Annotated in this window: 14 protein-coding genes and 1 tRNA gene; 8 read left to right on the top strand and 7 right to left on the bottom strand. The window is 56.0% G+C overall.

Annotated elements, in window-relative coordinates; all coding sequences use genetic code 11:
- The first annotated feature begins 2 nt into the window (after nucleotides 1–2).
- The 3 genes from Q3Y53_RS11100 to Q3Y53_RS11110 are packed head-to-tail and all read left to right on the top strand — an operon-like array spanning nucleotide 3 to nucleotide 4,848.
- Complete coding sequence (locus Q3Y53_RS11100) at nucleotides 3–764, top strand: peptidylprolyl isomerase (protein WP_303536002.1); 762 nt, start codon at nucleotides 3–5, stop codon at nucleotides 762–764.
- Nucleotides 764–3,718, top strand: a complete 2,955-nt coding sequence (locus Q3Y53_RS11105; protein WP_303536004.1) for a peptidase domain-containing ABC transporter — start codon at nucleotides 764–766, stop codon at nucleotides 3,716–3,718. The genes Q3Y53_RS11100 and Q3Y53_RS11105 overlap by 1 nt, the downstream gene beginning before the upstream one ends.
- Nucleotides 3,715–4,848, top strand: coding sequence for an HlyD family secretion protein (locus Q3Y53_RS11110; protein ID WP_303536006.1), 1,134 nt, complete (start codon nucleotides 3,715–3,717; stop codon nucleotides 4,846–4,848). The genes Q3Y53_RS11105 and Q3Y53_RS11110 overlap by 4 nt, the downstream gene beginning before the upstream one ends.
- A gap of 5 nt (nucleotides 4,849–4,853) precedes the next feature.
- On the opposite strand, the gene moeB is transcribed toward Q3Y53_RS11110, so the two are convergent.
- Together moeB and Q3Y53_RS11120 are read right to left on the bottom strand one after the other, a co-directional pair.
- Nucleotides 4,854–5,990 carry a molybdopterin-synthase adenylyltransferase MoeB gene (gene moeB / locus Q3Y53_RS11115; RefSeq protein WP_303536009.1) on the bottom strand — a complete coding sequence of 379 codons (1,137 nt, stop codon included), beginning with the start codon at nucleotides 5,988–5,990 and terminating at the stop codon, nucleotides 4,854–4,856.
- Nucleotides 5,983–6,435, bottom strand: a complete 453-nt coding sequence (locus Q3Y53_RS11120; protein WP_303536010.1) for a M67 family metallopeptidase — start codon at nucleotides 6,433–6,435, stop codon at nucleotides 5,983–5,985. The genes moeB and Q3Y53_RS11120 overlap by 8 nt, the downstream gene beginning before the upstream one ends.
- 64 nt (nucleotides 6,436–6,499) lie before the next feature.
- Between Q3Y53_RS11120 and Q3Y53_RS11125 the strand changes: the two genes are divergently transcribed.
- The gene (locus Q3Y53_RS11125; protein WP_226425784.1) at nucleotides 6,500–6,886 is read left to right on the top strand and encodes a CAAD domain-containing protein; all 387 of its coding nucleotides are present in this window, start codon (nucleotides 6,500–6,502) and stop codon (nucleotides 6,884–6,886) included.
- Nucleotides 6,887–6,889: 3 nt separating this feature from the next.
- Here the strand turns inward: Q3Y53_RS11125 and Q3Y53_RS11130 are convergent, their stop codons facing one another.
- On the bottom strand, nucleotides 6,890–7,777 hold the full coding sequence (locus Q3Y53_RS11130; RefSeq protein WP_303536013.1) for a fructosamine kinase family protein: 888 nt from the start codon (nucleotides 7,775–7,777) through the stop codon (nucleotides 6,890–6,892).
- 51 nt (nucleotides 7,778–7,828) lie between these two features.
- On the opposite strand from Q3Y53_RS11130, the gene crtD reads away from it, so the two are divergent.
- Entirely contained in the window at nucleotides 7,829–9,331 is a 1,503-nt protein-coding gene (crtD, locus tag Q3Y53_RS11135; RefSeq protein WP_303536015.1) for a C-3',4' desaturase CrtD, read from the top strand.
- Here the strand turns inward: crtD and Q3Y53_RS11140 are convergent.
- On the bottom strand, nucleotides 9,315–10,196 hold the full coding sequence (locus Q3Y53_RS11140; RefSeq protein WP_303536017.1) for a prephenate/arogenate dehydrogenase: 882 nt from the start codon (nucleotides 10,194–10,196) through the stop codon (nucleotides 9,315–9,317). The two genes, crtD and Q3Y53_RS11140, sit on opposite strands and share 17 nt — an antisense overlap.
- An 83-nt stretch (nucleotides 10,197–10,279) precedes the next feature.
- Here Q3Y53_RS11140 and Q3Y53_RS11145 point away from each other — a divergent pair, with 83 nt between their 5' ends.
- The 3 genes from Q3Y53_RS11145 (at nucleotide 10,280) to Q3Y53_RS11155 (ending at nucleotide 12,424) form a co-directional block, all read left to right on the top strand.
- Entirely contained in the window at nucleotides 10,280–11,725 is a 1,446-nt protein-coding gene (locus Q3Y53_RS11145; RefSeq protein ID WP_303536019.1) for a helicase, read from the top strand.
- 35 nt (nucleotides 11,726–11,760) lie between these two features.
- Nucleotides 11,761–12,009, top strand: a complete 249-nt coding sequence (locus Q3Y53_RS11150; RefSeq protein ID WP_226425779.1) for a DUF2839 domain-containing protein — start codon at nucleotides 11,761–11,763, stop codon at nucleotides 12,007–12,009.
- Between the two features lie 70 nt (nucleotides 12,010–12,079).
- Nucleotides 12,080–12,424, top strand: a complete 345-nt coding sequence (locus tag Q3Y53_RS11155; protein WP_303536020.1) for a DUF1815 family protein — start codon at nucleotides 12,080–12,082, stop codon at nucleotides 12,422–12,424.
- Between the two features lie 2 nt (nucleotides 12,425–12,426).
- On the opposite strand, the gene recA is transcribed toward Q3Y53_RS11155, so the two are convergent.
- The 3 genes from recA to Q3Y53_RS11170 form a co-directional block, all read right to left on the bottom strand.
- Nucleotides 12,427–13,548 carry a recombinase RecA gene (gene recA / locus Q3Y53_RS11160; RefSeq protein WP_226425775.1) on the bottom strand — a complete coding sequence of 374 codons (1,122 nt, stop codon included), beginning with the start codon at nucleotides 13,546–13,548 and terminating at the stop codon, nucleotides 12,427–12,429.
- 86 nt (nucleotides 13,549–13,634) lie between these two features.
- The gene (locus Q3Y53_RS11165; RefSeq protein WP_226425770.1) at nucleotides 13,635–14,384 is read right to left on the bottom strand and encodes an HAD family hydrolase; all 750 of its coding nucleotides are present in this window, start codon (nucleotides 14,382–14,384) and stop codon (nucleotides 13,635–13,637) included.
- Nucleotides 14,385–14,393: 9 nt separating this feature from the next.
- A tRNA-Gln gene (locus Q3Y53_RS11170) sits at nucleotides 14,394–14,465 on the bottom strand.
- Nucleotides 14,466–14,539: the final 74 nt, after the last annotated feature.

Raw genomic sequence — 14,539 nt, forward strand, 5'->3', positions numbered from 1 at the left:
TCATGAAATCAGATTCAATACAAACCCGACAACAAGAAGACTCACAACAAGTGATAAGGCAGCTAGCCCTTTACGAACTCCTAGAGCCTCTTTGCAAAATTCAAGGGGAATCAGCTTATGTGGCGAGTCATAACATAGAAAATGATGCCCCTGAGTTCAGCAATGAACAAGCCATGAATGCCTTACACCAAGACTTAGGGACTCAGGACATTGATCAAGTTCGAGAATGGGGTAGAGCCCATGGCCTAAGTGACGATAAAGACTTAATTGCACATGCGCATGAAAAACAAAAACGAAAGGCAGTGATTAATGATTTACTCAAGGGATGCGGTGAATCATTGTTCCTCCGGTACAAGGACAGGCTTGATCGAGTTCTCTACAGCTTAATTCGAGTCGAATCATCAGAACAAGCCCACCATCTCTATTACTCGATCGAAGCCGACGAAATTGAGTTCGGAGATGCTGCTGAACAATTCAGTATCGGCCCAGAATCCAAAACACAAGGAATTATTGGCCCCGTAGACTTGACAACTCCTCACCCAGAGATTGCAGCACGACTTCGCACAGCAAAACCTCGTCAGATTTTTCCACCATTCCAAGCTGATCAGTGGCACGTCTTAATACGGCTTGAATATAGATTTGATAGCGAGTATGATGAAAAAACCAAGCAGTTTCTTGGGTCTCTTGTGCTATCCGCCAAAGCAAAAGAGATGACCAAGCAAATAAAGATGGACTACCTGAATCAATACCTTAAAAAGGGATAATGAACGATTATTCTTATCAAGCAAGGCTTGAAGCACTAGCAAACGCGATCGCAGAAGATGCTGAAAAGCTTTCAGCAGATGCGGGGGCACTCATTTACTCGAAAGATCAATCATCCGATCAATACTTGCTACTTCTATCAGGATCAGTACGCCTGATAGACAACAATCGTACTTTCGGCGGCCTGACAGCAGGAACACTTGATAGCCCGCAGATCTTCGGGATAGAGCAACTTCTTTCCCTTACAGTAGCGATCGAAGTGAGATGCAGATCCAAATGTGAATATATTCTTATAGACCCAAAGACATCAAATCAAAAGCAGATAAACAAAATCCAAACAATCCTGACAAGCAGAGTCAACCCAACAGAAGCAATATTAATTACCTCATTAATTTCCAACAACTTCCCGAATCAAGAGCAGCTTTGGAAACATCTAGATGAGGCCACTGGATCAACACAACTCCTTGAACATCAAAGCGAGGCTGGCAATCATGAGATCATTCTATTCTTAGACAAAGAACGCGATGGATTTGTCTACGGACAAGTAATTACCCCTGAAATCTGCTCCTCATTTTTTACAGTTGATAACTGGCCAAGGATTGCTGGAATAGATCTTAAGGCCAAGGTTGAGCCAGCAGAAAGAGACGAAGCTGCCCTAGCCATGACCGCAACCGAACAGAAGCACGAAGAAGCGGAAGATTTGTCAAAACTAAAATTTAGTGAGCCATCTGATGAGACAGAGGCAGTTGAACACTTAGAAAGCGATGGCTTCCGTGTGATCAGAGCTGAGACTCAGGAAGAATCATTTGCCAGTTGCTTAAGCATGCTGGCAAATTTTTATCAATTACCAACGAGACGAGACACCGTCGCTCGTGCCGCAGAAATCCTCGCAAACTGCAAACCGCGGGAAAGGCAGCAGAACCACAAGTCCAATCAACCAGTTAAGACTCCATGGATGACGCGAATGCTCTCAATCCTTGATGAGATTGGGCTTGCTGTGCGATGGATCAATGTTGACCCTTGTCAGCCATTTCGGATTCCAACACCATCGGTGTGGATCGATCATTCAGGCAACCCAGTACTGCTTTCACGGAGCACAGGCAATAAACTAACCATCATCGACCCTAGGGAAGGAAGGATCCAACTAAATAAGGATCAAGCCCACAAGAAATTCAATTCACAGCCCATCATCATCTCAACTGATGTTGGGTTACATACACCCAAGAAGCAATTCGGCATTCACTGGCTATTCCCTTACATCAAGCGTTATCGCCTACAACTAATTGAAGTTTTTTCCGCGAGCTTTCTTAATCAGCTTTTTGCGCTTGCTACACCGTTGCTGTTCCAGCAAATCATTGATCGCGTCATCAGCAAAGGTGCATTTGATGCATTAGCACCTCTTGTGATATTAATGCTGATTTTTGTCGTCCTCGAGGCAGTCTTTAGCTCCCTACGAACCTTTCAGTTCGTTGAAGTATCAAACAGAATTGATATCAGTGTTGGAGCTTCAATTGTTTCACGGCTTTTGAGACTGAATGCTCGATTTTTTGATCGACGCCCCGTCGGCGAACTCGCCAGCCGCTTGGGAGAGTTGGAGAATATCAGACGTTTTTTAACCGGCACAGCACTGACAGTTGTACTTGATGCCTTCTTTGCGACTCTTTATTTCGCAGTGATGTTTTTCTACAGCCCACTGCTAACAATGATCATTTTACTAACAGTACCTTTACTTTTTGGAATTTCTTTGGGTATCACACCCATCACACAACGATTGATTCGGGCACGTGCAGAGGCATCATCACGCACACAATCCCTTCTTGTAGAAATCTTAGGCGGCATCCAAACAGTTAAGTTGCAAAATGCGGAATTAACTGCTCGGCGCCAATGGGAAGACCGACATCTACAATCCATCAACAAAGGATTCCAGGCTGTTCTTGCAAACACATCCAGTTCCAATGCACTACAGCTGATCAACAAAATCAGCGGTATCCTTGTGATCGGAGTCGGGGCATGGCTGGTCCTTCGCAATGAATTGACTCTGGGCCAGCTGATTGCGTTCCGAATCATCAGTAATTATGTAACCCAGCCAATGCTGCGGCTTGCATCAACATGGCAGCAATTTCAAGAGCTTTCCCTCTCCTTGGAAAGAGTTGGGGATGTGGTCAATCAACCGCTTGAAATCGGAGCTGAAGAAGAATTAAGCATCGTCATGCCAAAACTTGAAGGAAACATATCTGCAAGATCTTTGAGTTACTCATATAGCTCCTCTGGTCCCCCAATTCTCTCTTCTGTTGACCTTGACATTACTGCTGGATCTTTTGTTGGATTGGTCGGAGAAAGTGGATGCGGAAAGAGCACATTACTCAAGATGGTGCCAAGACTTTACAGACCAACTTCTGGCAAGTTACTAATCGATCAGCTTGATATTTCAAAAGTCGATCTTTATTCACTCAGATCTCAAATCGGCTTTGTTCCTCAAGACTGCCTTTTGTTTGAAGGCACTGTTTTCTCCAATATTGCCCTGGGTGATCCACAAGCGGAGAGTAGCCGTGTGATCGAGATGGCGACGATTGCCTGTGCCCATGAATTCATCATGAATCTGCCCCTCGGATACAGCACGCCGGTGGGAGAGAAAGGATCGGGCTTATCAGGTGGGCAGCGACAGAGAATCGCATTGGCGAGGATGCTGATGGAGAATCCAAAACTAATTGTCTTAGATGAAGCAACATCCGCACTCGATGTGAACACAGAGCGGCAGGTTGTGAGAAATCTGCGAAACCATCTTAAAGATCAGACCGTCTTGATGATCACCCATCGATTGTCAACACTCACCGAAGCAGATCAAATCGTATTAATGCATGCAGGCCGAATCGATGAAAAAGGAACGCATCAACAATTGATGGAGTTGAAAGGAAGATACTTCGCTCTTTATCAATCACAGTTTGGTGAATCATGAAACACCTAATTCAGAAAAGTCACAAGAGTTTCCAAGACTTCATCGCTCAATTCACATCATCCAAAAATAAACAGCCGCCGACAGCTGATCTTGCACTGCTACCACCACCAGCAATCTGGTCAAGAGTTTTGATTTGGACGTTAGGAACAGGCTCTCTTGGAATCATCACCTGGGCAACTTTCACCAAAGTTGAAGAAACAATCGTTTTGGCTGGGGAAATTACCACCGAAAAACCGGGAGTTCAAGTCACGGCTGTTGACCCCGGCATGGTGACAGGAGTCCATGTACAAATGCACCAAAGAGTTAATGCAGGGGAACTCCTAATCAGCTACAACGACGATGAAACCGATAAACGACTCGAAAGCCAGTTAAGACAAAAAAGGGAACTCGAAACCCAACAAAAAGAAAATCAGATCATCCTCTCGCTTCGCCGCAGGCAGGCTGAAAAGAGACTAACTTTGGATCGAGATCTTCTTCACAGACTCGAAAAACTTGTAGCCGTTGGAGCCATCGAAGAAACGCAAATTCTCGAAAAAAAGGCTGAAATCGATGAGCTTGAGATTTCCCTTGAAAGCCTTGAAAGTGAACAAAATCGAACCCAAGCGCAATCCAATCAAAAAATCCTAGAAATCAAGCAAATTATCCGAGAACTTGAAGCCAAGAAAGAGCGATTTGAAGTGAAATCTCCAATCGCAGGGTTTGTTCAGGAGTTACGCCATCAAACGATTGGGGAGCGCATTAAAGCGTCTGACACCATCAGCGTGGTTGTTCCAGTGCAAGGCATCAAAGCCATTGTCAGAGTGCCCTCAAAGTTGAGCGCTCCATTGGAACTCAACACACCTGCAGATATCGATATCGATGCCTTCCCATCATCAGATTATGGTTCGGTACGAGCAGTGGTGAGTTCCATTTCTCCCACAACTCGCCAATCCACAAATCAATCCAGCGAGAAAGCCTATGAAGCAGATTTGAAACTGATGAGCCCGGATAACCCTAAAAAATTAAGCCTCGATGATTTACGACCGGGTATGGCTATTACTGCAAAGGTACGCCTCAGGGAAAAACCGATTATCTCAACTGTATTTAACTTTTTAGACGGCTTATTTGAGCCAATTAACGAGCAAAGGTAAAGCCATCAATAGCGTGTCATTGAGGGATCAACCTCATTAGACCAAGCCTCTATACCACCACTGACATTCACTGCTTCAATTCCACTTTGTTGAAGCAAAGAGACTGCTTTGGCCGAACGCCCTCCAAGCTTGCAGTGTACAAATATTTGCTTAGAGGTCGACAAATCATGCAAACGCTCCATGGCTTCACCACTCTCAATCGATGCCAGGGGGATTAATTCAGATCCCACAATTGATGCGACTTGCGCCTCTTCTGGAGTGCGAACATCAACAAGAGCAATGTCGGTAGCACCGCTCTCCAGCAATGCCTTCAGCTCGATCACGCTGATGCTGTTCATGGCAGGGGCTGTTGGCTTACAAAACTCTTGGTAGTCAATCAGGCTCTCAACCTCCGGTCGGTCCGGATCAACGCGGAGGGTGAGTTCCCGAAATCGCATCGCCAAGGCATCAACCACCAGCAGCCGACCATCCAGGCACTCACCGATGCCGGTGATCACCTTGATCGCTTCGGTGGCCTGGAGCAGACCGATCAGCCCCGGCATCACACCCATCACACCAGCCTCCGAGCAGGACGGAACAGCGTCCGGCGGAGGTGGTTCCGGCAGCAGATCGCGGTAGTTGGGGCTCGTTGGTGTGCGGTTGAACACGCTGACCTGGCCGTCAAAGCGCTGCACGGAGCCATAGACGAGGGGCTTGCCAAGCAACACACAGGCGTCGTTGATCAGATACCGACTGGGGAAGTTGTCGGTGCCGTCACAAACCAGGTCGTAGTCACCGATGAGGTCCAGGGCATTGCCTGCATTCAGCATGTGTTCATGCACCTCCACCTGGCAGTGGGGATTGAGATCGTGGATCCGCGCTGCGGCCGAGTGGGCCTTGGAGCCGCCAACCCCGCTGGTGCTGTGGATCACCTGCCGCTGGAGATTGGAGAGCTCCACCACATCTCCATCCACGATTCCGATTCGGCCCAAGCCTGCCGCCGCCAAGTACAGCAGCAGTGGAGATCCCAGCCCACCGCTGCCAACACAGAGCACCGAAGCAGACTTCAACCGGAGCTGACCGGCAGGGCCAACCTCGGGAAGGATCAGATGGCGGGCGTAGCGCCCCCGCTCATCAGCACTCAGCATCGGTTGGTCATGCATGGTTGTGAGTTTCCCAGAGCTGAATCGGGATTTCATCCACGCTGCGGTCACCATGCAGCCACCAGGCCCGCAGGCCGAACGAGGCAGAGAGAATCAGCATCAGACTTTCAGCCTTCCCCCAGCGGCGATCGTGGGGCGAGGGCACAGGCTCGGAGGCCGGATGGGAGTGGGCCACGCCAAGACAACGTTGATGGCGATCCCGTGCCCATCGCTGGGCGGCCAACTGCTCCCTCGGATCCACCAGAAACCTTCTGCGACGGTCATGGACAGGCCGCTGACCGGATGCCCCTCGTCCCCAGACATTGCAACAGGGCCAGGTCGTGGTCAGCCTCAAACAGCCTGCATTCGTCCGTTGTCCCAGCAGCAGGGCACAGCCTTCTTCGGGGTGGGGCGCCAACAAAATGCGGCGCAAATCCGTGTGGCAACGGTGATCAATTTGCAGCACGGATGGCGTAGACCCCGTCGCACCGATACGCTCAGCTGAAATTGTGAAGGATTTAGTCGTTCTCATGAGTGACGCCCCCACTGAAGTAAAGGATGCCGCCACAACCGTGACGACACCCGTCGACGCTCCTACTCAGGACGACACCACCTCCTTCGCTGAGCGCTACAGCGACGTTCTCGGCAAGGTGAACGACACCCTCGATGGGGTCGACTGGAGTCAGATGGGCCGCATCGGCAAGATCGTCGGCATCTTTGCGGCGGTGATCATTGCCCAGATCCTGATCAAGGGAATCCTCGACACGATCAATCTGCTCCCGATCGTTCCGGGGCTGCTTGAACTTCTCGGCGTGGTCGTTGTGGGCCAATGGAGCTGGAAGAACCTGACCACGAGCGAAAAGCGCAATGCTCTGGTGCAGCGTGTTCAAACCCTCCGGAAGGAGTACCTGGGCTGATTCTCAAAGCCGCCGAGCCAGATCCCTGAGACTGGCTCGGCATTGGCTCAGATAACTCGCCCCAAACAAATTGGCGTGGTTGAGCAGGTGGTACAGGTTGTAGATATCCACCCGACCGTCAGCGCCTGGAGCATCGGGGAGCACCTCCCGATAACCCGATCGGAAGTCTTCCCCGAAGCCACCGAACAGCCGGGTCATGGCCAAATCAACTTCCCGATCAGCCCACCAGCTGGCGGGATCAAAAATGCTCCCCCGTCCATCACGCAGGCTGGCGGCATTCCCACCCCAGAGATCGCCGTGCACCAAGGCCGGACGCGGTTGATGCTCGTTCAGATGCTCTGCGAGGCGCAGTAACAACGGGTTGAGATCTGTTGAATCCTGCTTCAACCCATCAAGGGCTTCCAGTTGAGGGCGCAGCCTGAGCTCCACGAAGGCCAATCCCCAGTCATCGCGCCACCCCCCCGGTTGAGGTCCAGCGCCAATGAAGCCGTCACGGTGCCAGCCGAAACGACCTGGGCTGGAGGCCATCGACGCCTGATGCAGCAGTGCCAAACCCCGGCCGAGGGCTGTTTGGTCGCTGCCGCCGCAATCCAACCAAGGCAACAGCAGCACCGCACCATGGGGCAGTGCCGCCAGAGCGATGGGCTGCGGCACAACAAGAAAGGAGGCATTGGCTTGAGCATGCAAGGCCTCAAGGGCCTCCGCCTCCACCTCAAACAGGGGCAGCGCACGAGCGCCACCGCTTTTGGCAAACAACACCTGCCCATCACGGAGGCGCAGTTTCCAGGCCTGATGAATGCAACCACCCCCGACGGGGGAGACATCCGTGATGACAGCCCCCGCCAACGGGCCGTCTTCGGCGGTGAGATCCCGGCGCAGTTCGCTGTTCATCCTCAGCAAGCCCCCCTGTCTTGCCAGCATGGCTCGATTCATCAGAACGTCGTGAGCGATTCCAGCGTGATCGTGGTGGGCGGTGGGATCGCTGGCTTAACCGCCGCGGCACTGCTGGCCCGCGATGGCGTCGACGTCACGCTGCTGGAAGCGCATCAACAACCGGGGGGATGTGCCGGAACGTTCCGGCGTGGTCCATGGGTGTTCGATGTTGGGGCGACCCAGGTCGCCGGGTTGGAGCCCGGTGGCAGTCATGCGCGACTGCTCAAGCATCTGGACATGCCTTTGCCCACGGCAGAGCTGCTGAACCCAGGTTGTGTGGTTGACCTGGGCGATGGCTCGCCTCCCATTTCGCTCTGGCATGACCCGGAAGCCTGGACCGCCGAGCGTGAGCGTCAATTCCCCGGCAGCCAACGCTTCTGGAGCCTTTGCCATCAGTTGCATTCCAGCAACTGGCAGTTCGCTAACCAAGACCCCGTGGTGACACCGCGCTCCCTCTGGGATCTCGGCACATTGCTGCGGGCACTGCGTCCCGCAACGCTGGCATCGGGACTGTTCACAGGTCTGACCATCGCCGATCTGTTGCAGCTGTGTGGGTGCGGTGACGATCAACGGCTGCGGCGCTTTCTCGACCTCCAGCTGAAGCTGTACTCCCAGGAACCGGCCGATCGCACGGCGGCGCTGTACGGCGCCACCGTCCTGCAAATGGCCCAAGCACCCCTCGGGCTCTGGCATCTGGAGGGATCGATGCAGGTGCTGAGCAATCAGCTGGTGGCCGCCATTGAGCGCGACGGCGGAACGGTGCTGATGAAGCATCGGGTCACCAAGCTGCAGCCCAGCTCATCCGGCTGGCAGTTGACGATCAGCACCGGCAAAGGCGCGGAACAACAACTCAGCAGCCGCGATGTGGTCTGCAGCCTGCCCCCCCAGTGCCTGCTGGAGCTGATCGAACCGGATCGACTGCCCAAGGGCTACCGCAAGCGACTGGAAAACCTGCATGAACCCAGTGGTGCCCTGGTGCTCTACGGAGCGGTGCAGCGTGATGCACTGCCGAATCCCTGTCCAGGCCATCTCCAGCGGGGCTGTGGATCCCCGGGATCCCTGTTCGTCTCTGTCAGCCGCGAGGGAGATGGACGGGCGCCCCAGGGGCAGGCCACCTTGATTGCCAGCGTGTTCACCCCAACAGGCGACTGGTGCCGCTTGCCGGAGCCGGAGTACCAACAGCGCAAAACAGAGACGCTGAACCTGATCCAAGCCGAACTGAACCGCTGGCTTTCACTTGAAGACGACGCCTGGTTACACGCTGAACTGGCAACACCACGGGGCTTCGCCGGCTGGACAGGCCGTCCCAATGGCATGGTCGGAGGCCTTGGACAGCATCCAAGCCGGTTCGGCCCCTTCGGCTTGGCAGGACGAACGCCCATGCCTGGTCTTTGGCTCTGCGGCGACAGCCTCCATCCGGGAGAGGGCACAGCAGGCGTGAGCCTGTCAGCCCTGAATGCCTGCCGTCAGCTCAGAGCCGAGCGGGGACAACCCCTCAGCTTTCGGAGCTGACCTCCCCTGACGCCCTCAAAAAATCCGGGCGCAGGGTCTGCGTTCGGCGCAGTTCCAACTCGAGCTGAGGCCAGTTTTGCTGGAGAACAGCATCTTCGAGCTGCTCAAGGCTCCAGCGGTAGGCCGCCAAGCCGCGCAACACCGCTTCCCGGTTGGTGGAAGCCATCGCCACCCCCAGCTGGGGATTCCCTCCGCCCACACGACTGGTGTCGGCAAAGCCGCTGGACGCCAGCACCATCGCCAACTGCCGGATCTCCGGATCCCGTTCATCCCCCACCGCCCGCAGCAGTGCAGCACTCACCAACACCGGCATGTGGGAAATCAGAGCAACCGCCTGGTCGTGCTGCGACGCGGTGGATGTCAGCCAATGACCGCCCACGCTGACGGCAAGATCACGAACCTGGGCCAGGGCAGCGGAGTCTGTTTCTTGATCCGGAGTTGCAATCCAAGGGCGACCGCGGAACAGATCCGTCACCCCAGCCTCAACGCCCGCATGAGCTGTGCCTGCCATGGGGTGACTGGCCACAAAGCGGGGATGCCGCTGGCGCCAAACCTCCAACACAGGCTGTTTGACCGAACCGACATCGGTGACCACCGCTGCCTCAGGTAGGGCGGCAATGAGCTCATCCGGTGGGCTCAACAGCAAGGGGATTGGCAACGCCAGGATCACCAGATCGCAATCCGAGAGGCAACCGGGATCGGTCGACACCGCTCCCACCAGCCCTCGTGCCATGGCGCGATCCGCCGTGGCCTGACGATGCACCAGGCCCTGCACACTCCAGCCCCGTGCCTGGAGATCCAGACCAAGGGATCCCCCAATCAATCCAAGGCCAACGATCCCTATACGTCCCGGTTGCACCGCCATCCCTCCCGCAGGGTCGTGAAGCCATGTTGATGGATGGATTGCCATGAACCAATCGCCGGGGGAACCCTGCTTAGGGTTTGAGGATGTTGGAAGCTCAGGCCCACCATCAGATCAAAACCCTGCTTCGCCAGGAGGAATCGGACTGGCCCCACCACCTGACCCTGAGCCGGCTGGTGGCAAGAAGCCTGAGGCGTCGCGATACGACGCTCGTTCAGCTCCCCCCCAGCAGCAGCGAACGATGGTGGCTCGGTTTGCTGGTACCGCTGTGCCTGGCTCCCGAAGCAGGAGCGCTGGTGCTGACAGCCCCACAGCGCCGGCGCCTGCTCCAGTTGGAATTGCCCCGTCTCCGCAACCAGGGCCTGCGGCTTCCCTGCTGGCAGGGACCAAAGCCTCCGGAAGGTGCACAGCTCTGGCTGATGGATGTTGGCGAGCTGATTCAGGCCCATCGGGACGGGCACTTGGGCCAACGGCAACTGCTGATCCCCGAGATGGATCAATTGAGCCGGCGGATGCGCAACGCTCTCAGCTTGGAGATCGAGCATCAGCACTGGGATGAGCTGCGCCAGGCCTGTCCCCAGGCTGAATCCGGATTGCTGGAGCTGCATGACCGCATGAGCCGGCAGCTGTTCGCTGATGCCACGAGGCCCGGTGGCGCTGTGCGACTCGAAGGCTCAGCCGGGCAGGCCCTGCGGGATCTGCTCCAGCTGTTGCCAGCCAGCCCTGAGCCGTGGAACACCCTCCGCAGCATCAACCCGGCGGAGTGGAGTCAATGGGCTGAACTGGATCACCGGCTGCTCCAATGGTGCTGGAAGCTGGCCCCCCTCGAACCGCTCCAACTGATGCGGGGGGTGCTGCTGGATCACCCCTGCCTGATGTTCAGCAGCAATGGAGACGACGCAAGGCTGGATCTGGAATTTGAACAGGCCGGCGTGGTCCCCGACGTGCGGGCAACACTGCGTGAACGGGAGCTGAATGAACCGCTCCCCCTCTATGCCCCGCGTCGCCAGCCGCTGCCGAACACACGGATCTACGCCCAACATCTCCTGGAGGAGAGCAGACGGCTCATCCTTGGCCAGGCGGGGCTGACCATCGTTCTGATCAATGACGACCAGCTACGTCGGCAGCTGACCAGCTCCCTGGCTGCGGAATTCGGACGCCGTGTGGGACAGGAGTCGACAGCACCCGAAAGCAATGGCGTAGTGACCTGCAGCTGGGACTGGTGGCTGGAGCATCAGGAGCAGCTGCCGGCCCCAGCACAGCTGATTGTCGGCATGCTCCCGATCGCCAGCCTGGACAGTCCGCTCACCTCGGCCCGGGTGGAACGGTTGAAACAACAGGGAGATGACTGGTTCCGCACCTTGCTGCTGCCGGAAGCCCTGAGCCTGATCCCTGCCGCAATTGCGCCGATTCGACGCAGTGGTGGTCGCCTGGCCATCCTCGACGGTCGCCTCCGAGGGCGCAGCTGGGGTGATCAGGTGCTGCATCGACTGGAACCTTGGATTCCATTGCAGCGACTGCTGCCGGAGTGAACAACGCCTAACCTCCCTTCAATGCTCAGAAGTGCATGGGAGAAGCACGCCGCCGGGCTGCCCAGGGCTTACCCCCCCGTCAGCCCAAGGCCAGCACCAAATCTGTGGACACCTCCCCACGGGTGGTGTCCTGGCTTCCGCTGACCCGCAACCAGACGCAGCAGTTCATGGCGGTGACCACCCGCGGCGCCTGGATCGGCATCGGAGGGATGGTGGTGCTTTGGATCACGGTGCGCTTCATCGGCCCAGCGGCCGGTTGGTGGACGCTTGCGGACACCCCCTGAGCAACCGGCTCAACCCAACCAACAAAAACAAAAGAAAACCTTTAGGCTGGGTCTCAATGGAGACTCAATCATGTTTCCGCGTTTAGCCGAGCACTACAGATCCGTCGTTGAAGACCTGGTGATGAGCCTGCAGGCCCTCGCCACCAGCCTTCAAAGCGCCGGCCTAACAGCCACCTGTTACTCCTGTGGCGACGGTCGCGATGGGCATGGGGCTTCGTTTGTGGCGGACATCGGTGATGGCCACATGGTGCGCTTTCTTGTCTCCGACTTCGGCATCAGCTGGGTGGAATCCCGCAACGGCCGAGAACTGGTGAAGCTGGAAGGGGCTGAAGCCATCCAAGAACTGCAGCGAATGGCAGATCTAGCTCAAGAGGGCCAAGTCCGCACCATGCAGCCCTTGGTCCAAGCCGCCTGATTTCAGGCGGCTTCTGAGACCTTCGCCGAAGCCGACTTGTCGGCAGCAGCAGTTTTTGCAGCGGCGGCCAAGGGCCGCATGGAGTTCGACTTGACCTCTGAACCCTCGGTCAATTTCTGACGCACCAGTGTTTCGATGGTGGCTGTTGCATCCGGGTTCTCCTCCATCCAGGTGATGGTGTTGTCGCGACCCTGGCCAATGTTGTCTGCCTCGTAGCTGTACCAAGCGCCCTTGCGAACAACAACGCCCGTCTCCTCAGCGAGATCAAGCAGACAACCCAAGGTGCTGATGCCGCGGCCAAAGAGAATGTCGAATTCGGCAATGCGGAAGGGTGGCGCAACCTTGTTTTTCGCCACTTTCACCTTGGCCCTGATACCGAATTCCTCGGTTCCCCTCTTGAGCGTCTGAATTCGACGGATGTCGAGGCGAACCGAGGCATAGAACTTGAGCGCATTACCTCCAGTGGTGGTCTCTGGGTTGCCGTAGGTCACACCAATCTTGAGACGCAGCTGGTTGAGGAAGATGACGGTGCAACCCGACTTGCCGATATTGCCTGTGATCTTCCGCATCGCCTGACTCATCAGACGCGCCTGGGCGCCAACCGCCAGGTCTCCCATCTCACCTTCGATCTCAGCACGGGGGGTGAGGGCAGCCACCGAGTCGACAACGACGAGATCCACCGCCGCGGATCGCACTAACTGGTCAACAATCTCCAGCGCCATCTCACCGGTGTCGGGCTGAGAAACCAGCAGGTTCTCAACATCAACACCCAGAGAAGCGGCATAGACGGGATCCAGGGCATGCTCCGCATCCACGAAGGCCGCCACACCACCACGCTTTTGCACTTCAGCAATCGCGTGCAGGGTGAGCGTGGTTTTACCGGAACTTTCCGGGCCATAAATCTCCACCACACGACCCTTCGGGTAACCACCACCCAAAGCGAGATCGAGGGTCAGCGCACCGGTGGAAATCGTCTCCACCCGCATGCGGGAGGCATCCCCCAGCCGCATGATCGATCCCTTGCCGAAGTTGCGTTCGATCTGACCCAAAACCAGATTCAGCGCCTTGTCCCTCTCACCGGAGGAACGGGGATCGGAAGCGCCGGATTTCATATCTGCAGGCATGAGAAGGACCTGAAACTAAGGAACGAGAGATCCAATGCCACAGAAGCGTCGAATCGTCTCAGGTAGTACAAGCGTACCGTAGCGAATCAGGGCCATTGCGCCAGGGGGGCCCGAAAGCGATCCGGATGGAGCAACGCAATTCCAGGCGGAAGACCGCTCTGATCCTTCGGGCGAAGATAGCCCCAACTCACCAGAAAACAGGGCAGTTGATCCAACCCTGGCGTTGAGCGCACCGCCTCAAGCGTCGCCCGGCGGTCTTCCACGAAGCCGCACAGGCTTCGCTGCCGCTGGAGCTGGAGCAGAACCTGAGGCTTAGCGCCAGCCTCACGACCATCCAGACGCCAAGGATGCAGGCCAAGGCTGTTCAGCAGCTCAGCGGTGAAGGCCTGGGTTTTTGTCGTCAGAACAGCCCAGTCCACCCCCTCTGCTTCCAACTGCTTCAGCCGCTCCACCAGACCGGGGAAAGGTCGATGCAACGCCAACCACGCGGAACGGTTCTGCCGCACCGCTTCGTCTCTGGAGGCATCAAGTGCCGCCTGCAGCTGCTCCGGCTGCCATCCACGCCGTTGCAGTGCCAAGGCCTGCGCTTCCCCATAGGACTGCAGCCAAACCTGAAGGTTCAGCGCCGGCAGTTCCGCGGCCAGCAGCACCATTTCCCAACCGTGATGCACCCACGGCCGCAGCTGACGGAAGGCGTCAGGCACCTGATCAGGCGTAAAGCCCTCTGGAGCAGCCTCAAGACGACGACAGGCATGCCAAGCACTCCACCAGTACTCGGCCATTCCATCGACGATGACCCCGTCGAAATCGAAGACGAGCAGTGGGCGAAGGTTCATGGACAAAAACTGGGCCGCTAGGATTCGAACCTAGGAATGGCGAGACCAAAACCCGCTGCCTTACCGCTTGGCGACGGCCCACTGAACCGGAAAAGACCGCGACTTGCGGCTCACCGGAGCATTAATAGTTACTCATAGCAGCCAACCGTTCGTCA

It is taken from the genome of Synechococcus sp. YX-04-1 (genome assembly GCF_030546365.1).
In the GTDB taxonomy this organism is placed as follows: domain Bacteria; phylum Cyanobacteriota; class Cyanobacteriia; order PCC-6307; family Cyanobiaceae; genus Parasynechococcus.